At 58.5% G+C, this 25,089-nt stretch carries 22 protein-coding genes; 19 read left to right on the top strand and 3 right to left on the bottom strand.

Annotated features, from left to right (window positions below; all coding sequences use genetic code 11):
• The first annotated feature begins 106 nt into the window (after positions 1-106).
• The 5 genes from FS804_RS17025 to FS804_RS17045 all read left to right on the top strand — a co-directional run bounded on the left by FS804_RS17025 (position 107) and on the right by FS804_RS17045 (position 5,824).
• Complete coding sequence (locus FS804_RS17025; protein WP_144577970.1) at positions 107-1,618, top strand: alpha-N-arabinofuranosidase; 1,512 nt, start codon at positions 107-109, stop codon at positions 1,616-1,618.
• A 7-nt stretch (positions 1,619-1,625) separates the two neighbouring features.
• Positions 1,626-2,699: an ABC transporter ATP-binding protein gene (locus FS804_RS17030; RefSeq protein ID WP_144577972.1), complete on the top strand. Its 1,074-nt coding sequence runs from the start codon at positions 1,626-1,628 to the stop codon at positions 2,697-2,699.
• Positions 2,700-2,773: 74 nt separating this feature from the next.
• Positions 2,774-4,048 carry an extracellular solute-binding protein gene (locus tag FS804_RS17035; protein ID WP_144577974.1) on the top strand — a complete coding sequence of 425 codons (1,275 nt, stop codon included), beginning with the start codon at positions 2,774-2,776 and terminating at the stop codon, positions 4,046-4,048.
• A gap of 67 nt (positions 4,049-4,115) precedes the next feature.
• Positions 4,116-5,000, top strand: coding sequence for a carbohydrate ABC transporter permease (locus FS804_RS17040; RefSeq protein ID WP_063949888.1), 885 nt, complete (start codon positions 4,116-4,118; stop codon positions 4,998-5,000).
• Positions 4,997-5,824: a carbohydrate ABC transporter permease gene (locus FS804_RS17045; protein WP_063949887.1), complete on the top strand. Its 828-nt coding sequence runs from the start codon at positions 4,997-4,999 to the stop codon at positions 5,822-5,824. Before FS804_RS17040 ends, FS804_RS17045 begins: the two co-directional genes overlap by 4 nt.
• Positions 5,825-5,890: 66 nt before the next feature.
• Here FS804_RS17045 and FS804_RS17050 read toward each other — a convergent pair whose 3' ends face one another.
• A complete protein-coding gene (locus FS804_RS17050) occupies positions 5,891-6,364 on the bottom strand; it encodes a VOC family protein (RefSeq protein ID WP_144577976.1) in 474 nt (157 codons plus the stop codon).
• Between the two features lie 277 nt (positions 6,365-6,641).
• On the opposite strand from FS804_RS17050, the gene FS804_RS17055 reads away from it, so the two are divergent.
• The 10 genes from FS804_RS17055 (at position 6,642) to chrA (ending at position 17,985) form a co-directional block, all read left to right on the top strand.
• Positions 6,642-8,423: a PAS domain-containing methyl-accepting chemotaxis protein gene (locus FS804_RS17055; RefSeq protein WP_144577978.1), complete on the top strand. Its 1,782-nt coding sequence runs from the start codon at positions 6,642-6,644 to the stop codon at positions 8,421-8,423.
• A gap of 256 nt (positions 8,424-8,679) precedes the next feature.
• Positions 8,680-9,573, top strand: coding sequence for a lytic transglycosylase domain-containing protein (locus FS804_RS17060; RefSeq protein ID WP_144578129.1), 894 nt, complete (start codon positions 8,680-8,682; stop codon positions 9,571-9,573).
• A gap of 156 nt (positions 9,574-9,729) precedes the next feature.
• The gene (locus FS804_RS17065) at positions 9,730-10,143 is read left to right on the top strand and encodes a hypothetical protein (RefSeq protein WP_144577980.1); all 414 of its coding nucleotides are present in this window, start codon (positions 9,730-9,732) and stop codon (positions 10,141-10,143) included.
• 172 nt (positions 10,144-10,315) lie between these two features.
• Entirely contained in the window at positions 10,316-11,296 is a 981-nt protein-coding gene (locus FS804_RS17070) for a 3'-5' exonuclease (RefSeq protein ID WP_144577982.1), read from the top strand.
• A gap of 182 nt (positions 11,297-11,478) precedes the next feature.
• Positions 11,479-12,564, top strand: coding sequence for an ABC transporter ATP-binding protein (locus tag FS804_RS17075; protein ID WP_144577984.1), 1,086 nt, complete (start codon positions 11,479-11,481; stop codon positions 12,562-12,564).
• Positions 12,565-12,595: 31 nt separating this feature from the next.
• Complete coding sequence (locus FS804_RS17080) at positions 12,596-13,885, top strand: PotD/PotF family extracellular solute-binding protein (protein ID WP_144577986.1); 1,290 nt, start codon at positions 12,596-12,598, stop codon at positions 13,883-13,885.
• 234 nt (positions 13,886-14,119) lie between these two features.
• On the top strand, positions 14,120-15,034 hold the full coding sequence (locus FS804_RS17085; RefSeq protein ID WP_144577988.1) for an ABC transporter permease: 915 nt from the start codon (positions 14,120-14,122) through the stop codon (positions 15,032-15,034).
• 3 nt (positions 15,035-15,037) lie between these two features.
• The gene (locus FS804_RS17090; RefSeq protein ID WP_144577990.1) at positions 15,038-15,856 is read left to right on the top strand and encodes an ABC transporter permease; all 819 of its coding nucleotides are present in this window, start codon (positions 15,038-15,040) and stop codon (positions 15,854-15,856) included.
• A gap of 11 nt (positions 15,857-15,867) precedes the next feature.
• The gene (locus FS804_RS17095) at positions 15,868-16,623 is read left to right on the top strand and encodes an aspartate/glutamate racemase family protein (protein ID WP_144577992.1); all 756 of its coding nucleotides are present in this window, start codon (positions 15,868-15,870) and stop codon (positions 16,621-16,623) included.
• Positions 16,624-16,746: 123 nt separating this feature from the next.
• Positions 16,747-17,985 (top strand): chromate efflux transporter, encoded by a 1,239-nt coding sequence (gene chrA / locus FS804_RS17100; protein WP_144577994.1) that lies wholly within the window; start codon positions 16,747-16,749, stop codon positions 17,983-17,985.
• Here chrA and FS804_RS17105 read toward each other — a convergent pair.
• The gene (locus FS804_RS17105; RefSeq protein ID WP_144577996.1) at positions 17,982-18,860 is read right to left on the bottom strand and encodes a LysR substrate-binding domain-containing protein; all 879 of its coding nucleotides are present in this window, start codon (positions 18,858-18,860) and stop codon (positions 17,982-17,984) included. The two genes, chrA and FS804_RS17105, sit on opposite strands and share 4 nt — an antisense overlap.
• A gap of 133 nt (positions 18,861-18,993) precedes the next feature.
• On the opposite strand from FS804_RS17105, the gene ampC reads away from it, so the two are divergent.
• From ampC to FS804_RS17125, 4 genes are all read left to right on the top strand, one after another.
• A complete protein-coding gene (gene ampC / locus FS804_RS17110; protein ID WP_144577998.1) occupies positions 18,994-20,148 on the top strand; it encodes a class C beta-lactamase in 1,155 nt (384 codons plus the stop codon).
• Between the two features lie 171 nt (positions 20,149-20,319).
• Entirely contained in the window at positions 20,320-21,723 is a 1,404-nt protein-coding gene (locus FS804_RS17115; RefSeq protein WP_144578000.1) for a diguanylate cyclase, read from the top strand.
• Between the two features lie 197 nt (positions 21,724-21,920).
• Positions 21,921-23,243: a solute carrier family 23 protein gene (locus FS804_RS17120; protein ID WP_063949875.1), complete on the top strand. Its 1,323-nt coding sequence runs from the start codon at positions 21,921-21,923 to the stop codon at positions 23,241-23,243.
• Positions 23,244-23,281: 38 nt separating this feature from the next.
• Positions 23,282-23,974: an aspartate/glutamate racemase family protein gene (locus FS804_RS17125; RefSeq protein ID WP_144578002.1), complete on the top strand. Its 693-nt coding sequence runs from the start codon at positions 23,282-23,284 to the stop codon at positions 23,972-23,974.
• Positions 23,975-24,538: 564 nt separating this feature from the next.
• Here the strand turns inward: FS804_RS17125 and FS804_RS17135 are convergent.
• Complete coding sequence (locus FS804_RS17135; RefSeq protein WP_144578004.1) at positions 24,539-25,027, bottom strand: cupin domain-containing protein; 489 nt, start codon at positions 25,025-25,027, stop codon at positions 24,539-24,541.
• Positions 25,028-25,089 lie beyond the last annotated feature (62 nt).

Here is a 25,089-nt window from a genome sequence, read left to right on the forward strand (position 1 = left end):
TAAGTATGATTTTCGCGGTTGACAGGCGCGAATTCCCTCGGCAACTATATCGATAAATATGGTTTATATCATGTTTTGAAATATGAATGCGCAGGGAGGAGAGCCTATGAAAGCGCGGGTTTCAGTCCACCGGGATTTCCGGATTGGGCGTATCGACGATCGCCTATATTCCGCCTTCATCGAACATATGGGGCGTGCGATCTATGGCGGGATCTATGAGCCCGGCCATCCGCAGGCGGATGCAAATGGCTTCCGCAAGGACGTTCTGAAGTTTGTTCAGGATCTAAAAATTCCAGCCATCCGCTACCCCGGCGGCAACTTCGTGTCCGCCTATCGCTGGGAAGACGGCATCGGCCCGCGCGACCAGCGTCCCATCCGCCTCGACCTCGCCTGGCGCTCCAAGGAAACCAACCAGATCGGCATCAATGAATTTGCCGACTGGGCGCAGATGGCCGGCATCGAGATGATGCTCGCGGTCAATCTCGGCTCCCGTGGTCTGGATGACGCCCGCAACTTTCTTGAATATGTGAATTTCCCAGGCGGTACTGCTCTCAGCGACCTGCGCCGCAGTCACGGCACGGAGAAGCCGCATGGCGTGAAAATGTGGTGCCTCGGCAACGAGATGGACGGCCCCTGGCAGATCGGCCATAAGACGGCGGTGGAATATGGCCGCCTCGCCAATGAAACAGCCAAGGCTTTCAAGGGCTTCGATCCGACCATTGAAGCGATCGTCTGCGGCAGCTCCAATGACGGCATGCCGACATATCCCGAATGGGAGCGCGAAGTGCTGGAAGAATGCTACGAGAATGTCGATCACATCTCGCTGCACAAATATTTCGGCAACAGCAGCCGCGACACGCTGAACTATTTCGGCAAGATCGAGGAAACCGGGCGCTATATCCAGACGATTGCAGGCGTCATCGATTATGTGAAGGCGAAGAAGCGCGCCAAGAACGATGTGTCCATCTGCTTCGACGAATGGAACGTCTGGTATCACATCCGCGAAGAAGACGGCAAACGCATCAAGAGCTGGGACTGGCCGGAAGCGCCGGCACTTCTGGAGGAAACTTACAATTTCGAGGATGCGCTGTTTGTCGCCGGTCTGCTCAACGAGTTCATCCGCCGTTCGGACCGGGTGCGCATCGCCTGTATCGCGCAGCTCGTCAATGTCATTGCCCCCATCCGGGCGGAAAAGAACGGGCCTGCCTGGCGCCAGACCATCTATTATCCCTATCAGTTCGCCTCGCTTTATGGTCGCGGTGTTGCGCTGAATGTTGCGGTTGATTGCCCGACTTATGATTGCAACGCGGCTGATGACGTCAAGTATCTCGATGTCGCCGGTGTTTATGATGAAGCCGAAGGCATGGTGACGCTGTTCGTGTTGAACCGGCACTTGACCGAGTCAGCCGATCTCGATGTCAGCCTCACCGGGTTCTCGTCGGCAACACTCGACCTGCATCTGGCCATGGCGGGATACGACCTGCGTGTCGGCAACGGGCCGGATCAGCCGGATCGCGTTGTGCCGACGCCGGGCAGCGGCGTTGGCGTCGAAGACGGAGCGCTGAAAGGTTCCGTGCCGGCGCTGTCCTATCACGTGCTGCGGCTGAAGGTTCAGTGAGGCGGCCATGGGTGTCCGTCTCAACAATATAGCCAAGTCCTTCGGGTCCTTTGCGGCGATCCGGGATGTCTCGATGGAAATCCCGACCGGCAGCTTTGCGGTCTTCGTCGGGCCTTCCGGTTGCGGCAAATCCACGCTGCTGCGAATGATCGCCGGTCTTGAGGAGACCAGCGGCGGGCGCATCGCCATCGACGACCGTGATGTCACGGCCGTCGAACCGGCCGATCGTGGTGTGGCCATGGTGTTCCAGAACTATGCGCTCTATCCGCATCTGTCGGTGTTTGAGAACATGGCTTTCAGCCTGCGGCTTGCGCGCCGCCCGAAAGCCGAGGTGAATGAGAGGGTGGGCGAGGCTGCCCGCATCCTGCAACTCGAAGACCATCTGCATAAAAAACCTTCGCAGCTTTCCGGCGGGCAGCGGCAGCGCGTCGCGATTGGACGCGCGATCGTGCGGCAGCCGAAAGTGTTCCTTTTCGACGAGCCGCTTTCGAACCTCGATGCGGAATTGCGCGTGCAGATGCGGCTGGAACTGACACGCCTTCATCGCAAGCTCGGCGCCACGATGATCTATGTCACGCATGACCAGGTGGAGGCCATGACGCTGGCTGACAAGATTTTCGTGCTGAAGGGCGGCGTGGTGCAGCAGGCTGGTGCACCGCTCACCCTTTATGACGATCCTGATAACCGGTTCGTCGCTGGCTTCATTGGCTCGCCGGCGATGAACTTCCTGCAGGCGCAGATTGTCGAACAGCGAAATGGCGTCGTGACGATTTCGCTCGATGGCGGGCAGAAGCATCTCGAAGCACGGCTTTCACAGCCTGTATCCGCCGGCCAGCGGGTCGAAATCGGCGTTCGGCCGGAGCATCTGACGATAACGCAGGAGGGTGCCTTGCCCGTCAATGTTGAGGTGGCGGAGGAGCTGGGCGATGTTTCCTATCTCTACACACGCGCGCCCTCGGGCAAGGAAATCATCGTGCAGCGGCAGGGCTCACGCGAGAGCCTCGATGGCCGGTCCGTGACGCTGAGCGCCGCGCCTCAGCACATCCTGGTCTTCGACAGCGAGGGCAGGAGATTGCGATAGGCGCGAGGAGGCGCCTTTCGATTGAGCAGACCACCTCTTCAAAGGGTGTTTCCACATAACGGGAGGAGTGAACGATGCGACTGATCAAGACATTGCTTGTTGGCACGGTTTTGGGTTTGACCGCCCTGCCGGCGCTGGCCAAACAGGATATCGTCTGGTGGGACTTTCTGTCCGGCGGTGACGGCGTGCGCATGAAGGCGCTGATCGATGCCTTCAACAAGGAACATCCGGATATCCAGGTGAAGGGAACAACGCTCGAATGGGGCGTGCCCTTCTACACCAAGGTGCGGACCGCTTCTGCCGTCGGTGAGGGGCCCGATGTCATGACCTACCACCTTTCCCGTGCGCCGCTGGCGCTCCAGGAAAAGGTGCTGAGCGAGATTACCGACAAGGACCTCGAAGATGCCGGTCTGAAGAAAGACGATTTCTTCAGCGCACCGCTTGAGGCGGCGACCCATGACGGCAATCTCTATGCCGTGCCTTTCGACATTCACGCGCTTATTCTTTATTACAATGCCGATCTTCTCAAAGGGTCGCCCTATATCGACGCCGAAGGCAAGTTGACCGGCATCAAGACGATGGATGACTTTGAGAAGGCGCTGGCCTGGGCGAAGGAGAATGGCGTTGAGACGCCGGTGACCTACCAATCCGGCGGCGAAGCCGGGGTCTGGCGTGTCTTCTACACCCTCTTCTCGCAGCAGGGCGGCGAGCTCGTCACCAATGGCGAGGTGCTTGCTGGCGACAATGCCGAAAAGGCCGCTAAGGCCATCGACACCATGTCGAAATGGCGTGAAAACGGCTGGGCGCCGGAGCAGGCGGAATATCCCGCCTCGGTTGCGCTCTTCTCCGCCGGAAAATCCGCCTTCCAGCTAAACGGCGTCTGGGAAGTGCCGACCTACAAGGATCTGGAAAAGAACAACAAGCTGGGCTTCAAATGGAGTGCGGTCGAGGTTCCGCCCTTCATGGGGAAACGCGCCACATGGGCGGATTCACACGCCTTTGCCATTCCCAACCAGGGCGACAAGACCGTTTCGGGTGAGAAGCGCGCCGCCGTCATGAAAGTGATCGGCTGGATGGAAAAACATGCCATCAGCTGGGCGGATGCGGGCCATATCCCGGCCTATAAGTCCATCACCGAAGGCAGCGACTACAAGGCGATGCAGCCGAATGCGACCTATGCATCTCTTGCGGAAGCGGCAGTATTCGATCCGAAAACCACGATCACCGGTGTTGCCTCGCCCGCCTATGATGCGGCGCTCAATGTCATCGCGCCGGCCATCCAGGGCTTCATGAGCGGTGCGGATGCGGTGGAGCAGATCAAGGAAGAGCTGCAAAGCAAGCTGAAGTGACAGGATACCAGCCCTCCGGTCTCTGGCCGGGGGGCGCCTGCAATGCGTGAAGTTCCGGAGACAGTCCATGGCAATGATTGAAAACCGGCGCAAGAAATCGCTGATCGCGCTGTCGATGGTGACGCCGTTCATCGTGGTCTTCGCCACCTTTTTCCTTTATCCGCTGATTGAAATGGTGCGCATGAGTTTCACAGATGCGCCGCTGATCGGTGACGGAAACTGGGTTGGGCTTGCCAACTACACCAAGCTGCTGAGCGACAAGCTCTTCGTAACCTCGCTGAAGAATAACGGCTATTTCGTGCTTCTGACCGTCGTGCCGACGACCGTCATCGCCCTGATGATAGCGCTCGCCGTCAGCCGTCTTTCGGGCGTCAAGCAGACGATCGCCATGAGCCTGTTCTTCCTGCCCTATGTGCTGCCCGTATCGGTCGTGACCGAAATCTGGGCTTGGATGCTCGATCTGCAGTTCGGCATTCTCCAGCCTGTCATTTCGCTGATTGCCGGAAAGCCGGTCGCCGTCTTCAAGAATCCATACTGGGTGATGCCGATGGTCGCCGTCGTCACCATCTGGTGGACGAATGGCTTCAACGTGTTGCTGTTCATCGCGGGTCTTCGCAATATTCCGACCGAGCTTTACGAGGCCGCCTCGCTCGATGGTGCGACAACCTGGCAGCGCTTCTGGCGGGTGACCTGGCCGCTTCTCTGGCCCGTGACGGCTCTCGTGCTCACTCTGCAATTGATCCTGCAATTAAAGATATTCGACCAGATCTATCTGCTCAGCGGCGGCGGACCCTTCAATTCCAGCTTCGTGCTTCTGCTCAAAGTCTATCGTGAAGCCTTCCAGCTCAACAATGGCGGTTATGCCTCCGCTGTCGCGACCGTGCTGTTCCTGCTGATCATGATCGTTTCCATTCTCCAGTTCCAGCTGCTGCGCATCCGGAGGAACTCATGAGCCTCACCAGAAGACTAGAAAACATTATCCTGACCGTGCTGACCTTTTCTGCGGCACTGGTCTGGATTTTCCCGCTCTACTGGACATTCGTCACCTCCATCCGTTCGGATGAGAATGTCGCGGGCAATACATCGCTGATCCCGGATGAATTCCGGCTGAGCGCCTATGTCAGCGCCATATTCAATACCAAATTGATGAACTGGTATATCAACTCCGTTGGCACGGCGGCGATCGTTACCGTGTCGGTCCTGCTGATTTCGATGTTGTGCGCTTATGCCCTGTCGCAAATCCGCTTTCCTGGCAGGCGGCTGCTTTACGGCATCGTGCTGGCGAGTTTCATGGTGCCGGCGCAGACGCTTGTGGTCACCCAGTTCATCCTGATGAAGAACCTCAACCTCATCAATACCTGGGCGGGCATCATCCTGCCGCAGCTGATCACGCCCATCGTCATCATCGTCTACAAGCAGTTCTTCGACAGCGTGCCGAAAGAGATGCGAGAGGCTGTGGTGCTGGATGGCGGCGGCGAATACACCATTCTGTTCAAGGTCTATCTGCCGCTCAACTGGGGCATCACGACCGCCATGGCGATCGTAACATTCATCACGGTTTGGAACGCCTTCTTCTGGCCTTTCCTTGTCGTCACCTCGGAAAACATGATGACCATCCCTGTTGGCATCACACAGGTCAACGACACCTTTGGTGTCGCTTATGCCAGGCTCATGGCCATCGCCATGCTGGCGGCGCTCCCGGTGATCATCGCTTACGTCATTTTCCAGAGACGCGTCACGGAGGCGATCATGATTTCTTCGGGGGTAAAGGGATAAATCCCACTTCTAGCCGGAGCGCGGCGGGCAGCAAGGAACACAGGTCTGCCCGCCGAAAGGTTCGTGTCAACCGCGTCGCGCGGCTTCGATGGCGGCGATGTCGATCTTCTTCATCTCCATCATGGCGTCAAAGGCTCGCTTGGCTTCTGCGCCTCCGGCGGCCAGGGCTTCCATCAGCACGCGGGGCGTGATCTGCCAGGAAACGCCCCATTTGTCCTTGCACCAGCCGCAGGCACTTTCGTGACCGCCATTGCCGACGATGGCGTCCCAGTAGCGGTCGGTCTCTTCCTGGTCGTCGGTTGAAATCTGGAAAGAAAAAGCCTCGCTATGTTTGAAGGCCGGCCCGCCGTTGAGACCGATGCAGGAAACGCCCGCGACCGTGAACTGCACGGTCAGCACATCACCCTTCTTACCGGAGGGAAAATCGCCGGGCGCATGGTTGACCCCGGTAACCGCGCTGTCGGGAAATGTCTCGGCATAAAATCTGGCGGCAGCCTCGGCGTCCTTGTCGTACCAGATGCAGATCGTGTTCTTTTCCATGTGGATCATCCTGCAGGTGAAATCAGTGCAGCAGGCGGAACGTGGAGCTCCAATGCATCCCGCATCGGGATGAAACGCCAGCGCGCGTCAATTGTTCCGAACGAAATCCAAGGCCCTGACGTTTCGCAAGATCAGAGCCGACACCGAACATTGGGCGTCTTTCCAGCGCTATACTGATGACGAAAGTCAATATTATTCTTAAATATTATTTAATAATGCAATGATAATATCATCGAACAATTCTTGGTGTGAATTTATCTTTTATGGAGGATGGCGCGTGAGTATTCTTGATCGTGGTGTAAATGCCGTTGCGGTTCTCGCCGCGCTTTCCAAATCGCAGGCCATCATAGAATTCGATCTTTCGGGGAAGATCCTGACAGCAAACGAGAATTTTTGTCGGGCATTGGGTTACGACCTTTCTGAAATTGTCGGTAGGCACCACAGCATGTTCGTTGAGCCGTCCGTCGTGTCTTCGCAGGACTATAAAGCCTTCTGGTCCAAGCTCGCTGCCGGTCAGTTCGATCAGCGGCAATATAAGCGCATCGGCAAGGGCGGACGTGAGGTCTGGATCGAGGCTTCCTATAATCCCGTGTTTCGGCGCGGCAAGCCCGTCAAAGTCGTCAAGATCGCCACTGAAATTACTGACCGAAAGTTGAAGTCGGCAGAAGATGCGGGCAAGATCGACGCGCTTTCGCGGGCGCAGGCCATCATTGAATTTTCTCCCGAGGGTGAAGTCCTGACTGCGAACGACAACTTTCTGGCAGCGCTCGGCTATTCTCTTTCCGAAGTGCAGGGCAGGCACCATTCCATGTTCTGCGAACCCGCCTATATCCAGTCGCCGCAATATAAACAGTTCTGGGACAAGCTGGCCGGCGGCAATTTTGTGGCGGATGAGTTCATGCGTCTTGGAAAAGGCGGCCGCAAGGTCTTCATACAGGCCTCGTACAATCCGATCTTCGATCTGAACGGCAAAGTGTTCAAGGTCGTCAAATTTGCAACTGACGTTACGGGACGCGTCGAGAATGTCGAGAAACTGGCGCAATGTCTCACCGACCTCGCGGATGGTGATCTGGCGCAACGCATCGACAAGCCGTTCATTCCATCTTTGGATCGCTTGCGCACGGACTTTAACGCCGCGTCTGAAAAGCTGAAAAGGGCGATGACGCTGGTTTCTGAAAATGCCGGCGCCATTTCGTCCGGCTCTAACGAAATCAGGTCCGCTGCCGATGACCTTGCGAGACGCACCGAACAGCAGGCGGCCTCGATTGAGGAAACGGCGGCCGCACTGGAAGAGATCACCACTGCAGTGAATGATTCGAGCCGCCGTGCGGACGAAGCAGGAAAGATCGTCGCCCGTGCCCGCGACCATGCCGAACATTCGGGCCAGGTCGTGCGCGACGCCATCAGCGCAATGGACCAGATCGAAAAATCGTCCCGTGAAATTTCCAATATCATCGGCGTGATCGATGAAATCGCCTTCCAGACCAATCTTCTGGCTCTGAATGCCGGTGTGGAAGCGGCGCGGGCAGGCGAGGCGGGCAAAGGCTTCGCCGTCGTGGCGCAGGAAGTTCGCGAACTCGCCCAACGCTCCGCGACGGCCGCAAAAGAAATCAAGAGCCTGATCAATGCCTCCGGCGCGCAGGTGGAGAACGGCGTGAGCCTCGTCACAAAGGCTGGCTCGGCTCTTCAGGAGATTGCCGAGCAGGTTCGGGATATCAATGGCAACGTCGTGGCGATTGTCGACGCTGCTCGTGAACAGTCCACGGCCCTTGCGGAAATCAATCAGGCGGTGAACACCGTCGATCAGGGTACGCAGCAAAACGCGGCCATGGTGGAGGAGCAGACGGCAGCAAGCCACAGCCTGGCGCGCGAGGCCGCAGCCCTGTTCGAACTCCTGGGGCAATTCAAGTTCGAGGATGCGTCTCGATCGGTCTCGTCTTCACGGAGCGTCCACCATCAGGCGTCGCCCGTCGCTCCGCGCCGTGCCGTCTCGCGTCCCCTTGCCACACGTGGCTCTGCTGCCCTTGCTGCCAACCAGGAGGAATGGCAGGACTTTTGAGGACTGGTCAGTCATCGCCCTCGGGCGGCAGGTGCTAAATCGAGTATTCTCCCGCTCTCATGCCTCGGGCCGGTCCCGTCGCAGGGGGCGGGATTTCTCGTTTTGCCAGCGCATCCTTTGAACGGGGCTTCTCGACCGGGGTGGCCACGTGATGACAAGGCTAAAGACAACGGATATGGTTGTGGATCGGCCGATACAACCATTTCCGCCTTAGCAGTCTGGGGACATTCGTTTGTCAGGACTATCGATAAGCCGCCTGGCTCTTGTCATCTGCCTGCTGGCCACGGGGGACGCGGTGGCGCAGGATCAAGGTACCGCTGATTCCAAAGCCATCTGCACCTATAGGCACGATGTCGCACCGGAATTGTGCATCCATGCAGCGACCTACAACAAAGATCTTTGCCGTGCCATCGAAGCGCTGGCTACCCGGCACGCGGTTCCGCCGGATTATTTCGCGCGTCTGATCTGGCGGGAAAGCCTGTTTCGGCCGAATGCCGTCAGCCCCAAGGGGGCGGAAGGCATTGCACAGTTCATGCCGGGAACGGCGCGGCTGCGGGGTCTGAACGACAGTTTCAACATTATTGCCGCACTGGAGGCGTCTTCCCGTTATCTGTCCGAACTCAATACGCGGTTCGGCAATTTCGGTCTTGCCGCAGCGGCCTACAATGCGGGCGAGGCAGGCCTTCGCAATTTTATTGCCAACGGTCGCCTGCCGACGGAGACACGGGACTACGTCTTTGCCATTACCGGTCATCCGGTGGAGACCTGGAAGGATAATCCGCCTGAAAAGGCCGCTCCGGCACTGGACGACAGCCGCCCTTTTTTCGATGCCTGCGTGCGGCTCGCCGACACCCGCACCATGAATGATCCCGTCCTTGTTTCCTCGGCAGACTGGGCGCCCTGGGGTGTGCAGCTTTCCGCGCACTATAATCCCGGCGTGGCGAACCGCCTGTTTACGCGCGCAATTGTTCAATTGCCCGAGCCGCTCAATGCAGAACGCGCACTGATCGTGCGCCAGAGAGGCGGAAATTTTGGCTCGCGCCCGCGTTATGCCGCCCGTATCGGCCGTGAAAATAGAGCCGAAGCCAACGCTCTCTGTCACGACATCAGGCAAGCGGGGGTACCCTGTACCGTTTTTCGCAACAGATAGCCGCGTGCTCCGTGACCAGTTCGCAAAGCGCCGCATCATCATAACAAGTTGATCTCGCAAAGCAGTGCTCGATCTTTTAGGGAGCCATGAACGTGCCTAGATTGGCGGCGATTGCCGGCCAAGGGGGCCGCTGTATCGTTGGGGATTGATCTGAAAATGAAATGGTTTGAAACCGCTTGTCTCGCAGCCGTTCTGGTCTTCGTAGCGGCCTGCACCACGACAGGAGAAACGCAGATTTCACGCACTGTCGCGGGTTTTGTTGGTCAGCCGCGTGAAGCCGCGATCGATCGCCTTGGCCGCCCGAACAAGGTTATCATCGAAAACGGCGAAACCGAATCCTATTGGCTGAAGGTCGATGTGGAAACCTATGCGGGTCTCAGCAACAGGCGAGAAATCAGCACTGTCGACGGAAAGGCGCAGGTGTCAGAAACGGAGGGCATGAAGATCAAGCAACATCGGCGCGACTGCATCATCAAGATGACCGCCGATGCAGCATCGGTCATCAAGACGAGCGAAATCATCGGTCGTCCCGCCAATTGTAAGAATGTCCTCAATCGCCAGACGTCGTAAAGCGTTCCCTTGTGGGTGAGAGGCGGTGGGGTCGTTCTGGGCAGGACCGGACTTGAGCCCCACTTCGTTCGTTGTTCCTGTGGATGAGGTTTCATGCGGTTGTTACCGTGAGCCTCTGAGCATATGTTGGGTCCCTTAATTTCGATCTTTCGGCAAGGCGGACAGGCCCCTAATGACCTCTCAGTTGGACTTCTTTGCTCCTGCCGCGGCGCGGCTTTCCCAGGCTGACAAGGGGCGGAAAGCGGTAGGGCGCGAGAGAGTTCAGCGCGCGGCGGCTGATGATGAATCGCTTGCGAACTACCTGGAGTCCACTGGCAATTATCGCGTCCTGCGCAGGCTGCAGCAGCGCGCGGTCGTTGACCGGCCGAGGCCGGACTATCCGCGGCGGGGCGTGATCCTCGATACGGAGACGACTGGCCTTGACCACCGCGCAGACGAGATCATCGAAATTGGCGTCATCGCCTTTACGTTCGACGACCACGGGATGATCGGTGATGTCACCGGCATCTATGGCGGACTTCGCCAGCCCGATATCGCAATCCCCGAGGATATTACGCGCCTGACGGGAATTACGGACGAAATGGTTTCAGGGCAGTCGATCGATATCGACGTCCTAACGTCGCTTGTCGCCGATGCGGATTTGATCATCGCCCATAATGCCGGGTTCGACCGGCCGTTTTGCGAGGCTTTTTCCCCTATCTTCCACGAAAAGGCCTGGGCTTGTTCCGTTTCCGAAATCGACTGGAAAGGCCGGGGCTTCGAGGGTAACAAGCTCGGCTATCTCATCGGGCAATCCGGCTACTTCCATGACGGACATCGCGCCGTGGATGATTGCTTCGCTCTGCTGGAGGTCCTTGAGCAGACCCGACCGGGCGACAGCATCACGCCGTTTGCCGAACTTTATGCGGCAAGCCAGCGGTCAAAAGTGCGCCTCTACGCGGAAAACAGCCCGTTCGACATGAAGGATCATCTGAAAAAGCGCGGCTATCGCTGGTCCGACGGCTCGGATGGCAGACCGAAATCCTGGTGGGTGGAATTGCCGGAAGAGAGTCTGGACGACGAACTGCATTTCCTGCGCACGGAAATCTATAGGTGGGAAGCTTATCCTGTTATCCAGCATCTCACCGCTTTCGAGCGGTTCAAGGCCCGTTAGAAGCTGCAAAATCCGCCAGTCAGGATTGCATACAATTTCTGCAATGGATCGAAAACAATCGACCTAAATTTGAGCATGTCCGAATTCGCCTTTTCGGGCAGCGGACAAATATTATTTTAGATCAATGGCAAAGCCCAACTGGCGCGGCTCCTGCATGACCAAGATGTCGCAGGAGAGTGTTTATGAGCAAAGCCGCAGCAATCGACATCGCTTCCGTTTCCAAGGTCTACGGCAGCACCACCGCCGTGCATGCGATCAGCCTCAAAATTCCCGCCGGCAGCTATTGCTGCCTTCTTGGTCCCTCGGGCTGCGGCAAGACGTCGACGCTGAGGATGATCGCCGGCCATGAGACGATTTCCGGCGGCGATATCAGGCTTGGCAATACGGTTGTGACGGACCTGCCGCCCGCCAGACGCGGCACGGCGATGATGTTCCAGTCCTATGCATTGTTTCCGCATCTCGATCTCGTCGACAATGTCGCCTTCAGCCTCAAGATGAAGGGCGTGGACAAGGATGCCCGCCGGGCGAAGGCGCTCGAGATGCTGCAACTGATGCAGCTCGAGGCCTATGCCAGCCGGCGCCCCGCCCAGCTTTCCGGTGGCCAGCAGCAGCGCGTCGCGCTGGCGCGGGCGCTGATTACCGATCCCGAGGCGCTGCTGCTGGACGAACCGCTTTCGGCGCTTGACCCCTTCCTCAAGATACGAATGCGCGCCGAGCTGAAGAAGCTGCAGACGTCGCTTGGCATCACCTTCGTCCATGTCACCCACAGCCAGGAAGAGGCAATGGCGCTCGCCGATATCATCGTCGTGATGAACGACGGACGCATCGAGCAGGCTGCCACGCCACGTGAGGTGTTCGAACGTCCGGCGACCGCTTTCGTCGCCCGCTTCATGGGCGATCACAATGTCATCTCGGGGCGTTTCCGGGAGAAGAGCGCTGATCTCGTCACGCTGGACGTTGTCGGCGGCGGCAGCTTCACCGCAAGTGGCGTCGCGCCTGACGATGACGCGGTCGATATTGCCGTGCGCACCGACCGCGTGCGCGTCGGCGAAGCGGATCAGCCGGGCCTCGGTTTCACCGGCATCGTTTCCAACGTCGAATATCGCGGCGCCAGCGTGAAGATTGCCGTCACCGGCGCGGGCATCGAGGACTTCAACGTCATCCTCAGCGATGCCGCCTTCTTCGAAAATCCGGTCAAGGCCGGTGATGCCATACCGCTTTCATGGAATGCGGCCGATGCCATCGTGCTCGGCCGGGTAGAGAAGTGACCCCAAAAAATAACCAGAGGAGAACTTTGAAATGACCGATACCATCAACAGCAAGAAGGGCTTGTCCCGCCGTGGCCTTCTGAAGGCAGGCGCGGCCGCGACGGGTGCGGCGATCGGCTCCGGCCTCATCACAGGCTTCCCGACTATCTGGGCGCAGAACCCCATCACCATCCGCCAGTTCGGCACCGGCGTCTCCAACCTCAATGCCATTGCCGAGAAGTGCAAGGCCGATCTCGGCATCACGCTTGAGATGACGGCGACGGATTCCGATGCAGCCGCCCAGCGCGCCGTCACCCAGCCGAATTCCTACGACATCGCCGATATCGAATACTGGATCCTCAAGAAGGTCTATCCGGCGGGTGTTATCCAGCCGATGGAAATCAAGAAGCTGAAGTACTACGACAAGATCGTGCCGCTGTTCAAAAACGGCAAGCTGAAGCCTGACAGCGTTGTGGCGCAGGGCACCGCGCCGCACACGGTCGGTTACGTCGAGAAGCCCGGCGACAAGACCTTCGCCAAGGGCGAAACCGATTATTTCACCATGGTTCCGACCATCTACAATGCTGACACGCTCGGCATCCGCCCCGATCTCGTCGGCCGTGATATCACCAGCTGGGCCGATATCATGGACCCGAAGTTCAAGGGCAAGACCTCGATCCTCAACATCCCGTCCATCGGCATCATGGACGCGGCGATGATCATGGAAGCCATGGGCAACATCAAATATGCCGACAAGGGCAATATGACGAAGGAAGAGATCGACAAGACCATCGAGTTCCTGATCAAGGCGAAGAAGGACGGCCAGTTCCGCGCCTTCTGGAAGAGCTTCGACGAAAGCGTCAACCTCATGGCCTCGGGGGAAGTCATCATCCAGTCCATGTGGTCGCCGGCCGTTGCCGCCGTCCGCTCCAAGGGTATCGCCTGCAAGTACCAGCCGCTGAAGGAAGGCTATCGTTCCTGGGGCGGTGGTCTGGGTCTCGCCAAGCATCTGTCCGGTGCGAAGCTCGATGCAGCCTATGAATATATCAACTGGTACACCTCCGGCTGGGTCGGCGCTTACCTCAATCGTCAGGGTTATTACTCGGCGGCGATGGAAACAGCAAAGGAGCACATGACCGCCGACGAGTGGGGCTACTGGGTCGAAGGCAAGCCCGCGCAGGGCGATATCATCGCACCAGACGGCAAGGTCATGGAAAAGGCCGGCGCGGTGCGCGATGGCGGCTCCTTTGAGGAGCGAATGGGCAAGGTGGCGTGCTGGAACTCTGTCATGGACGAAGACCGCTACATGGTCCGCCGCTGGAACGAGTTCATCGCCGCTTAGCACCCGAAAAGTTGAGATCGGTGGCGTCGGCTGCCGGTCTTGACAGGGACAGAGCCTCTAAACACTCCGTCATCCTCGGGCTTGACCCGAGGATCTCACGAACCACCACATCAGACGTGGTTGGATCCTCGGGACAAGCCCGAGGATGACGTCGCGTTTGAAGAGAGCTTTGCCTGACACATTGCCCGGTGCGAAGCCGCCGGTGCATCCGAAAATCCACCGAAAGGCTCCCCCATGGTGACGGTCAGACTCATCGGCGTCAGCGATAAAAATAAGGACAAGCCGCCCCGCAGCTTCGCGCTGCCGACAAAGCTCGTCTCCTATGTGCAGGCGACGCCGCTTTTCCTGATCCTCGGCTTTTTCCTGGCTCTGCCGATCCTGATGATCGCCGTCGTCAGCTTCTGGGATTATGACTTCGCCCAGATGTACCCCGATTTCGTCACTTTCAATTACCTGGAGACGCTCGGCTCCTGGGTCACCTGGCAGACCTATCTCAACACGCTGAAATATGCCGCCATGGTCTGGGCGATCACGCTTTTCTGCGGTTTCTGGGTAGCCTATTTCCTCGCCTTCCACATTCGCACCACCACCATGCAGATGGTCCTGTTCCTCGTCTGCACCGTGCCGTTCCTGACCTCGAACATCATCCGCATGATTTCCTGGATTCCCGTTCTCGGGCGAAACGGTCTCGTCAACAGCGCATTGGTCGGCACCGGCATCATTCCCGAGCCGATCGAGTGGTTGCTCTATTCCGACTTCGCCGTGGTGCTGGCCATGGTGCATCTCTATACGCTTTTCATGGTCACGCCCATCTTCAACACGCTGATGCGCATCGACAAATCGTTGATCGAGGCGGCGCGTGACGCCGGCGCGACCGGCTGGCAGACACTCACCAATGTCATCATTCCGCTCGCCAAGCCCGGCATGGCCATCGGCAGCATCTTCGTCGTGACCCTGGTCATGGCGGATTTCTCAACCGTTCAGGTCATGTCCGGTGGCCAGAGCGCCTCGGTGGCGCTGATGATGAAGAACCAGATGTCGCTGCTGCAATATCCGGCTGCGGCCGCCAACGCCGTCATCCTGCTCATCCTCGTTCTTCTGGTGGTCGCGGGCATCCTGCGCATCGTTGATATTCGCAAGGAGCTTTGATCCATGCACCGGGAAAAACGCAGCCGCGAATTCTATTTCCTTGCCTTCTTTTTCGCGCTCTTTGTGCTGTTTCTGTATGGCCCGCTATCGGCCATTCTCATCCTCGCCTTCCAGGGTCCGAATGGCGGCCTGACCTTCCCGCTGAACGGCATGTCGCTACACTGGTTCGGCAACCTCTTCGAGCAACAGGCAGTCGGCGACTTTGGCGGCTCGTTCCGCCGCTCCTTCGGCCTCGGGCTGATGGTGATGATCGTCACCGTACTTGTTTCGCTGCTGGCGGGCCTAGCTTTCCGTCGCAAATTCATCGGCGCGACACCGCTGTTTTACCTGTCCGTTGCCAGCCTCGTCGTACCGTCGATCATCATATCGCTCGGCATTGGTGTTCTTTTTCAGCAGCTTGGGTTGGAACCCTCATGGTATACATCAGCGTTCGGCGCGCATCTGACCTGGACGTTGCCCTTCGGCGTGCTCATCATGTTCGCCGTCTTCAACCGCTTTTCCCCGTCCTATGAAGAAGCGGCCCGAGATCTCGGCGCATCCTCCTGGCAGACTTTCGCCCATGTGGTGCTACCGATGATCGCACCGAGCCTGATCGGCGTCGGTCTTTTCGGCTTCACCCTGTCTTACGATGAGTTCGCCCGCACGTTGATGACGGCAGGCACTTACAACACTTTGCCGCTGGAAATCTACGGCATGACCACCAACGTCACGACACCGGTGCTTTATGCACTGGGCGCTGTGACAACCCTGTTCTCATTCCTGGTGATCGCGGCCACGCTCGGTCTGATCGTCATGCTCAATCGCCGCCATTCGCGCGGATAAAGAAACGGAAAATGCGCGTTCTCGTCATCAATCCGAATACCACGCAGTCCATGACGCAAACAATTGCCGATGCCGCCAATCGGATCGCTGGCCGCGACACGGAAATCCTTGCCGTCACCTCTTCCATGGGCCCTGTTTCCATCGAGGGTTACTATGACGAGGTTTTTGCCGTCCCGGGCCTGTTGCTGGAACTCGCAAAGGCGCCGCAGCTTGGAGCCGACGCCGCGATCATTGCTTGCTTCGACGATACCGGGCTCGATGCGGCGCGCGCTCTGGCCGATATTCCCGTTCTCGGCATTTGCGAAGCCGCGGTGTCGGCGACCGCTTTCATCGCCCAGAAATTCACCGTCGTCACGACGATGGAGCGCTCAAGATTGCCCGTGGAACACCTTGTCCATCGATATGGCATGTCCTCGCGCTGCAATGTGAGGGCCGCGGATATTCCGGTGCTGTCGTTGGAAGATCCCGGCTCCAACGCGCGCGAAAGGTTGCGCGAGGAAATCGCGCTGGCGATCAGAGATGACAGGGCGGAAGCGATCGTGCTCGGTTGTGCCGGCATGGCTGACCTTGCCGCCGAATTGCGCGAGGAATTCGGCGTGCCTGTTGTCGATGGTGTCGCGGCAGCCGTCAAACAGGCGGAATCGCTGGTCGCCATGGGGCTTTCCACTGCCAAGCGCGGTGCCTATGCCACCCCGCTCGCCAAACCCTATCTTGGATTGTTGGAAGCCTTCCAGCCGGACAGGCTTTCGGCGATGTCGGCAGGCTGAGTTAGCGAAACCGTTTTGCGGGTGCCACCCCTTCATATCCCTGTCATGATGGTGTTTGATATCGAGACCATTTCAAGACAGATCTGTGTTGACGACTAGCCGTTTGCACATAAGGGAGCTTCCGTGAAATCGTCAGCGCGAACTGTAGAGACAGAGGGGCGCAGCCTCCGGCGTGGCACACCGGGGGAGGTTTTTGCGGCGTTCCTGAAGCTCGGGGTCACGTCCTTTGGCGGTCCTATCGCGCATCTCGGCTATTTTCGCGATGAGCTGGTTGTCCGGCGCAAATGGATCGATGAGACAGCTTATGCCGATCTTGTGGCGCTCTGCCAGTTCCTGCCGGGGCCGGCCTCAAGCCAAGTCGGTTTTGCGCTGGGGCTGCTGAGGGCAGGGCCGCTCGGTGCGCTTGCAGCGTGGACGGCCTTCACCCTGCCTTCGGCTATTCTGCTTGTTCTCTTTGCCACGGTTGCGGCTTCCATCGATGGACCTGTCGGGACGGGCTTGCTGCACGGCTTGAAGATCGTTGCCGTTGCCGTTGTGGCGCAGGCGGTCTGGGGCATGGTGAAAAGCCTCACGCCGGACCGGGAGCGCGCAAGCATCGCGCTTGCCGCGATTGTCTGCGTCGTCTTTGTCGCTGGCGCCTTCGGACAGGTGTTGGCGCTCGCTGTCGGTGCCGTCGCCGGTCTGGTCTTTTGTCGTGCAGAAGCCGCTGGGCAGGCAAGCCATCTCTGTTTCCGGGTGCCGAAAACTGTCGGCTTTGTCTCGCTTGCCAGTTTCGCTCTCCTTCTTGTTTTTCTGCCCCTGCTCGCGGCATCGGATGCATCGCAGGGCCTTTCCCTGTTTGATGCATTTTATCGGGCTGGCGCTCTGGTTTTCGGCGGCGGGCATGTGGTCCTGCCGCTGCTGCAATCGGAAGTCGTTTCAAATGGCTGGGTGACGAGAGATGCCTTTATCGCCGGTTACGGGGCGACCCAGGCCGTTCCCGGGCCGCTTTTCACCTTCGCGGCCTATCTTGGCGCGGTTGTCGGGCCGCAGCCGAATGGTCTGGCAGGTGCTGCTATTGCGCTTGTTGCAATCTTCCTGCCGGGTATGCTTCTGCTTGTCGGCGCGCTGCCATTCTGGGAGGGGTTTCGCAAACGGCTGCTCGCGCAAGCGGCCATGCGTGGCGCAAACGCCGCCGTCGTCGGTATTCTCGGTGCTGCTCTCTATGATCCGGTCTGGACGAGTGCCATCTTTACGGCAAAGGATTTCACACTCGCGCTTGCCGGTTTCATCCTGCTGACGGTGTGGAAAACACCGCCATGGGCGGTGGTGTTGTTCTGTGCCGCCGGCGGCGTCCTGCTGGCTATCTCATCGGCTGCTTAGGAGGAACCAATCGTCTCAAACATCCACTCGGAAAACGCCTGCATCGCTGGTGTCGGCGGTTTTGATTGCAGCCGCGTGAGCCAATAGCTCCCGAGCGAAATCGTAACGGGAAATGGCTGAACGATCGCACCCGAGGCGAGATGCCGTGAAAACATCGATGGTGGCGCAAGCGCGACCCCAAGCCCCTGAAGCGCGGCTTCCATCATTCCAAGCGAGGTATCGAAGACAATACCCGCGTTGACCTGCGCTGCGGGCGTCACGCCGGCTGCTGCAAACCAGGTGCTCCATTCATCCGCACGGTAACTGCGCAGCAAGGTCGCTTCCATGAGGTCGGCGGGAGTTTTCAGTGTCTCTGCGAATTTCGGCGTGCACAGCGGGGAAAGCGGCGCCTCGAAGAGCCGGAATGCATCGGTGCCGTGCCATGAGCCCTGGCCAAAACGAACGGCGAAATCAAGGCCCTCGGCCGCCATATCCACTCGGTTGTTGTTTGTCGAAATCCTGACGTCGATAAACGGGTATCGCTTTTGAAAAGCCGCCAGCCGTGGCAGCAGCCAGCCCACGGCGAAAGTGCCGACGACGCCCAGAAACAGCAATTCGCGCACCTGTCCGGCTTCGATCCTGTCAAGCGTCGTCGCCATCTGGTCGAAGGAACTGGTAACCGTCGGGAGCAGTGCCTCGCCTTCGGCCGTGATTTTCAAACCGCGCGGAAGCCGTTGGAAAAGCGCCACGCCAAGCCGTCTCTCCAGCCCCTTCACCTGCTGGCTCACAGCCGCTTGGGTCACGCAAAGCTCGATGGCCGCACGGGTAAAACTCAGGTGCCGGGCGGAGGCTTCAAAAGCCCGCAGACCGTTCAGGGGAAGAAATTGGCGTACCATCCAAGACCTAGATTTTCTTGTGTCTCGTCCCAGATATCATGGTTTGTTCGTGCAATGTAGCGCGGTTACACGTTTTTCGCTGGGGTTGGCTGAGAGGCTGAAAATCCACCTGAGGTTTTGGAGAAAGCGAAACATGAAATTCACCCGCCGACATATCGCATTGGCTGCCTTGCTCTCGACGGGCCTTTCCGTGCAGGCATCTGCCGCCGCTGAGGCCGAGCTGAAAGCGGCAGCCGACGCCGCCATCAGTCCGATCATGGAGAAGAACGGCATTCCCGGCATGGCCGTTGGCATTACTGTTGACGGACAGAGCCAAGTCTTCACCTACGGCGTCGCCTCAAACGAAACGCGCGCGGCGGTTACGCCGCAGACGCTGTTCGAACTCGGCTCGATCAGCAAGACATTTACCGCGACGCTCAGCGCCTATGCCGCACTGAATGGTCAGCTTTCGATTGAGGGGAAGGTTGCGGATTATGTTCCGGCGCTGAAGGGAAAGCCTTTTGGCAACGTCCAACTTTATCATCTCAGCACCCATACGGCAGGCGGTTTTCCCTTGCAGGTGCCTGACGACGTGAAAACGGAAGAGCAACTGATGTCCTATCTGAAGGGGTGGAAACCTTCCTATAGGGCCGGCACCCACAGAAGTTACGCCAATCCCAGCATCGGCATGCTTGGATACATCACTGCAAAGGCGATGGGGCAGGGCTTCGATGACGCCATGCACAACACGCTTTTTGCTGCGCTCGGTCTCAAAAACACCTTCACCGTGGTGCCGAAAGCAAAAATGGACGACTATGCGCAGGGTTATAAAAAGAATGGTGACCCCGTCCGCCTGACACCCGGTGTCCTCTCTTCCGAGGCCTATGGTGTGAGATCGACAGCCGAAGACATGATCCGCTTCGTCAACGCCAACATGGCGCTCGAAAAACTGGATGCAAAAATCCAGCAGGCAGTTACGGCGACCCACACCGGCTATTTCAGCGTCGGTCCCATGACGCAGGACATGGTATGGGAGCAATTTGCCTATCCGGTTTCGCTCAACACGTTGAGTGAGGCGAATTCGGGTGCACTGGTGAAGACCGTCCCGGTCACGGCAATTTCCCCGCCTATGGCGCCGCGAAAGGATGTGCTGATCAACAAGACCGGATCTACCAATGGTTTTGGTGCCTACGTCGCCTTTATTCCGGAGCGTAAGATCGGCATCGTCATCCTGGCCAATAAATTCTATCCCAATGTCGAGCGGGTTCGCGCCGCCTATGAGATATTGGCGGCTATCGAAAAAAGATAAAGCTGCGATCCCGGCGCCGGCTACTGACTTGTAGGGCCGGCGCCGTCCGCAATTACGCTATAGCTAAAATAAAGCATTAACCCACACGTCTGAAAAAGCAGAGATCGTAACCGCTGTTAAACGCCGCAACGTCAATATGCCGTCTCCACAACATCAGGACGCCTATTGAAGATGCGCTCAACCCAATTCAGACTTGTAGGCTCCGCCGTCCTGCTCGTCGCGGTCCTTCTGATCGGTCTTGCCGCGATCCCGTACTTCGGGGTTGCCCGGCTAGACAGGGAAGTCCGCGAGCGTCAGGAGACGCTGGTATCCCGCAATATATCGATCTGGATTTCCGATGTAGAGTTCGCTTTGACGGCCTGGACGATATGGGATGAGGCCATCGCCAAGATCGACAATGCCTTCGATCTGGAATGGACTGACCGCAACATCGGCCGTTCGCTGATCGGGACGTCACGGACGCGCTTCGTCATGATCATCAACGGTCGTGGGGACATCGTCTACACCAAAACGGACGATGAATTCCAGGACCGGCCCTTTTTCGTACGCGGGGCGCAAATGATAGCCGCTGATGCGCGTCCGCTCATCGGTGCCGTCAGAGACAGGGAAAAGGCCGGCCGCCCAGCCGGTATCCCTCAGCCGATCGCCTTCAGCAAGATCGAAGTGATTGGCGATGAAGCAGTGCTGCTGTCGGCAAGCCTGTTTCAGCCGGATTTCAGCACCACCGTTCCACAAGGTACACATGCCCCCATCCTCGTTTCAGCAATCCCTATCGCCGGCAGTCTTCAGGAATTCCTTGGTAATCGTTTCCTGCTCGACGACGCGACCATGGGACCCGCAGTGAACGTTTCCGAAGGGCGCGCGAAGGTGGAGGTGGCAAGTGGGCCGAACGGGCAGGCGCAGGCATTGTCCTGGCGTCCAGCGACGCCGGCACATGATCTGCTAAGGCAATCGCTGCCGCTTGCAGTCGCCGTCATTCTGGTTCTCGTTGTCGTCTGTACGGTTGCGGCACGCATCTCACGGCGTGCCATTGTTTCTCTCGTCGAAGCCGAGCGCCGGATGAGGCATGCTGCCACGCATGATTTTCTGACTGGCCTCGCGAACCGATCGATGGTTTCCCCGGAATTCGATCGCATGTCCAAAACCGGAGAGGTTGCCGTCGTTTGCCTTGATCTTGACGGTTTCAAAGCGATTAACGACCTTCATGGCCATGCAGCGGGTGACGCATTGCTAAAGGAAGTCGCTGCACGTCTGAAAGCGGCCTGTCGTGCAGGAGACAGCGTCTTCAGACTTGGAGGTGACGAGTTTGCCCTCCTGATGTCAGACGTTTCTCCTGCGAAAGCCGAGTTGTTTTGCCGGCAACTCTGCTTGGAGATTTCCCAGCCTTATCTCATACAGGAAAAGCCCATGGTTATCGGAGCGTCGTTCGGGCTCAGCGTCGTGCCTGCCGGCGAGACGAGCTGTGACGCTGCGTTTCGAAGGGCCGATGAGGCGCTTTATCGCGCAAAAAATACGCTTCGGTACACACCGCCTACGCAGCAACCGGAGAGCGACCACGTGCGGCGTGTTGGCTGACAAAACACTGACATCTGGAAAACCGGCCGGAGCGGATGACAGTCGGGGTGAACCGCTGTACCTGACAATAATGCGCCGGCAACCGATTCGGCTTCGTGCGCAAGCGGTATGTCATTAAACGGCAGACGTTCTGTGAGGCGGCGAATCCAGGGGAGGAGCCTCGCGCATGCCTGCCGGTTGTTTCCTGGGGGACGAGAATGAGCGATACGGGTGGATATTTTCCGCGTTGGAGATTGAAAACCGAAGGGCGCATCCTGCCCGATGAGCGGTTGCCCGCCGGACAGACGGCTGTGCTTGGCCTGCAGCATGTCGTTGCGATGTTCGGTTCTACGGTTCTTGCCCCGCTGATCATGGGTTTCGACCCCAACGTCTCGATCCTGTTTTCCGGTATCTCGACGCTGATCTTCTTCATCGCCGTTGGCGGTCGCGTTCCAAGCTATCTTGGCTCGTCCTTCGCGTTTATCGGGCCCGTGCTTGTTGCAACGGGTGCCGCTGCCGGTGCCGCGAGCCCGAATATTGCCCTGGCGCTCGGCGGCATCATCGCAGCCGGTGTGCTCTATGCGTTGATCGGCGTTATCGTCATGATCGCCGGACACAACTGGATCGAGAAACTGATGCCGCCGGTTTTGACGGGCGCGATCGTCGCGGCGATCGGCCTCGTTCTCGCGCCTATTGCGATTGCCAGCGCTTCCGGCTCCGGTCCCGGTAATCCCGATGGCGACCAGCTCTCGCGTTGGATTGCGATCCTGACTGTCGCATCAGTCGGTGCCATTGCCGTCTACGCGCCCGGCATGGCGCGCCGCCTGCCGATCCTCCTGGGTGGTGCCATTGCCTATATCGCCTATCTCGTGGTGGCAAACGGCCTCGGTCTCGGCAAACCCGTCGACTTTAGCGGCGTCGCAGCTGCATCATGGTTCGGTCTGCCGACTTTCACTGCTCCGGTGTTTTCCGCATCCGCCATCACGCTGATTGCACCCGTGGTCGTTATCCTTGTTGCTGAAAATCTGGGGCATATCAAAGCGATCGGCGCAATGACCGGCCAGAACCTCGACCGTTATCTCGGGCGCGCCTTTATCGGTGATGGTCTAGCGACGATGTTTTCCGGCGCTTTCGGCGGAACCGGCATGACGACTTATGCCGAAAACATGGGCGTCATGGCGATCACCCGCATTTTCTCGACGCTCGTGTTCGTTGTTGCGGCACTGGTCGCCATCCTCCTCGGTTTCTCACCGAAGTTCGGTGCGCTGATCCAGACAATACCGGGACCTGTTATCGGCGGGCTGTCCGTTGTCGTTTTTGGCCTGATTGCCGCGACTGCGGGCCGCATCTGGGTTGAAAACAAGGTCGATTTTTCCGAGCCACGCAACCTCATCACGGTCGGTATCGCGCTTGTTCTCGGTGCCGGCAACTTCAAGCTCAACGTCGCCGGCTTCACGCTCGACGGTATCGGCACGGCGACGATCGGCGCGATTGCCTTTTATCATCTGCTGGGCCTCGGCAGATCAACGGGCGCGAAGTGACGCACAGATAATGTTGTCGCTTGGATGGTGATGAGATCATGAAAACCATCGGAATTCTCGGCGGCATGTCGGCCGCATCGACCCAGATCTATTATCGGACGCTGTGCGAGATCACCCGTGATCGCCTCGGCGGCCTTCATTCGCCCGAGCTTTTGATCCGCTCTCTCGATTTTGCGAAGATTGAGGCGCTGCAGGCGCTCGGACAATGGGATGCTGCGGCCTCCATTCTCAATGCCGAGGCGAAGGGGCTGGAAAAGGGCGGTGCAGACTTCATCTTGCTGGCGACGAACACGATGCATAAGGTCGCATCGGCGATGATGGCTGACGTGACCATTCCGTTACTGCACATCGCTGCTGCCACCGCGCAACGCATTTCAACCGCCGGGCTCAGTCGCCCGGGGCTGATCGCCACCGCCTTTACGATGGAGCAACGCTTCTATCGTGACCGGCTCGTCGAAGCCTCACTTCACCCAATTATTCCAGACGAAAATGACCGGGCAGAGGTGCATCGCATCATCTATGATGAGCTCTGCATGGACATCATCGGGAACGAGAGCCGTTCGAAATTCGAAGATGTTGCCCAGCGTCTGGTGGAGGTCGGGGCTGACAGCGTGATCCTTGGCTGCACGGAAGTATGCATGCTGCTGAACCAGGGCAATGTGGCGGTGCCCGTCTTCGATACGACACGGATTCATTGCGAGGCAGCCATCGATCTGGCGCTTTCGCCGTGACGGTATCCGCGCCGGCATTCTCGCGTCTTGCCGAGGCCAGCGCCTGCCACTTCCTGCGGTCCGAAGGTGCAATCCTGCCATTGAGGACAGCGAACGGGTGTTCGGCGGCTTCAGCACAGCTTTCGACATGTCCATCGAAACTATGTGGAGTGCATTTGCCGACGGCGCAGAACTGCTTGTCGCTCCCAGGCGCTTCACAAAGCTGGCCCCGACGCGACCGATATTGCCGAACATGATCTCGTGCGGATCGGCGACGAGGTCGTGCTCAACGAATATTCTAGCTTGCACCCCCACCTGTTCGAAGATCGCGTCATGAAAGTCGGCGGCGCGGCAGTTGCTGACCGCGCCGTCATCGGTTCTTATGCGATCGTGCTTTACGATGCCGAAATCGGCGAGGAGCCTAGCTCGGGAATCTCTCTGTCGTCATGAAGGGCGAGACGCTGCCGGCGGGAACGTCGTGGGAAGGGTCTCCGAGTTACGGCGCGACAGAGGTATTTCTGCGCGAAGGGGGGTGAGACGGTACAGGCCGCCGCCATTTTTGCAGCCAGACGCGTCGCTCCACCTTCAACGCCACATTGTCACGAGGCCGCCGATCGCGCCATGCACCGGGTCCGTCTCAGGCGTTGGCAGTGATCTGATCGCCTCCAGCATGTCTTCGTCAGGCGACGACGTCTGGATGTCCGCTTCCTGGCCGGGTGGATAGGCGCCGACGACCTGGAAGTCGGCGGAAGCCTTCAACCTCTTGTGGCCGGTTCCGGCTGGCAGAATCAGGCAGTCTCCCTGCTTGACGTCCACCGCCTCACCCTGTGGTCCGCCAATCTGCAATGTCGCTTCGCCACGCCCGACGCCTAAAACTTCGTGCGCTTTCGAGTGGTAGTGGTGGTAGTCAAACACGCCATTGCGCCAAATGCCGGTCCACCCGTTGCGGGAGAACAGCGCCTCAAATCCCGCGGAGTCGAGAGCCGGTCCGACGCCCTGATAGATCACTACCGAAAATCTCCCGTTGTTGGGGACTTGCTCGCTCGGGGGGAATGTTAATTCTTGGGTCTTCAAGGGACTGATCCTCATGCCTATGACCGCCATGACCGTCAGCGGATACGACCGTCATAATTCCT

Origin of the sequence: Agrobacterium sp. DE0009 (genome assembly GCF_007680755.1) — a bacterium.
In the GTDB taxonomy this organism is placed as follows: domain Bacteria; phylum Pseudomonadota; class Alphaproteobacteria; order Rhizobiales; family Rhizobiaceae; genus Agrobacterium; species Agrobacterium tumefaciens_B.

Coding starts and splice junctions, on each gene's coding strand:
- FS804_RS17025 (WP_144577970.1), top strand. CDS start 107: ATGAAAGCGCGGGTTTCAGTCCACCGGGATTTCCGGATTGGGCGTATC.
- FS804_RS17030 (WP_144577972.1), top strand. CDS start 1,626: ATGGGTGTCCGTCTCAACAATATAGCCAAGTCCTTCGGGTCCTTTGCG.
- FS804_RS17035 (WP_144577974.1), top strand. CDS start 2,774: ATGCGACTGATCAAGACATTGCTTGTTGGCACGGTTTTGGGTTTGACC.
- FS804_RS17040 (WP_063949888.1), top strand. CDS start 4,116: ATGGCAATGATTGAAAACCGGCGCAAGAAATCGCTGATCGCGCTGTCG.
- FS804_RS17045 (WP_063949887.1), top strand. CDS start 4,997: ATGAGCCTCACCAGAAGACTAGAAAACATTATCCTGACCGTGCTGACC.
- FS804_RS17050 (WP_144577976.1), bottom strand. CDS start 6,364: ATGGAAAAGAACACGATCTGCATCTGGTACGACAAGGACGCCGAGGCT.
- FS804_RS17065 (WP_144577980.1), top strand. CDS start 9,730: ATGAAATGGTTTGAAACCGCTTGTCTCGCAGCCGTTCTGGTCTTCGTA.
- FS804_RS17070 (WP_144577982.1), top strand. CDS start 10,316: ATGACCTCTCAGTTGGACTTCTTTGCTCCTGCCGCGGCGCGGCTTTCC.
- FS804_RS17075 (WP_144577984.1), top strand. CDS start 11,479: ATGAGCAAAGCCGCAGCAATCGACATCGCTTCCGTTTCCAAGGTCTAC.
- FS804_RS17080 (WP_144577986.1), top strand. CDS start 12,596: ATGACCGATACCATCAACAGCAAGAAGGGCTTGTCCCGCCGTGGCCTT.
- FS804_RS17085 (WP_144577988.1), top strand. CDS start 14,120: ATGGTGACGGTCAGACTCATCGGCGTCAGCGATAAAAATAAGGACAAG.
- FS804_RS17090 (WP_144577990.1), top strand. CDS start 15,038: ATGCACCGGGAAAAACGCAGCCGCGAATTCTATTTCCTTGCCTTCTTT.
- FS804_RS17095 (WP_144577992.1), top strand. CDS start 15,868: ATGCGCGTTCTCGTCATCAATCCGAATACCACGCAGTCCATGACGCAA.
- FS804_RS17105 (WP_144577996.1), bottom strand. CDS start 18,860: ATGGTACGCCAATTTCTTCCCCTGAACGGTCTGCGGGCTTTTGAAGCC.
- ampC (WP_144577998.1), top strand. CDS start 18,994: ATGAAATTCACCCGCCGACATATCGCATTGGCTGCCTTGCTCTCGACG.
- FS804_RS17115 (WP_144578000.1), top strand. CDS start 20,320: ATGCGCTCAACCCAATTCAGACTTGTAGGCTCCGCCGTCCTGCTCGTC.
- FS804_RS17120 (WP_063949875.1), top strand. CDS start 21,921: ATGAGCGATACGGGTGGATATTTTCCGCGTTGGAGATTGAAAACCGAA.
- FS804_RS17125 (WP_144578002.1), top strand. CDS start 23,282: ATGAAAACCATCGGAATTCTCGGCGGCATGTCGGCCGCATCGACCCAG.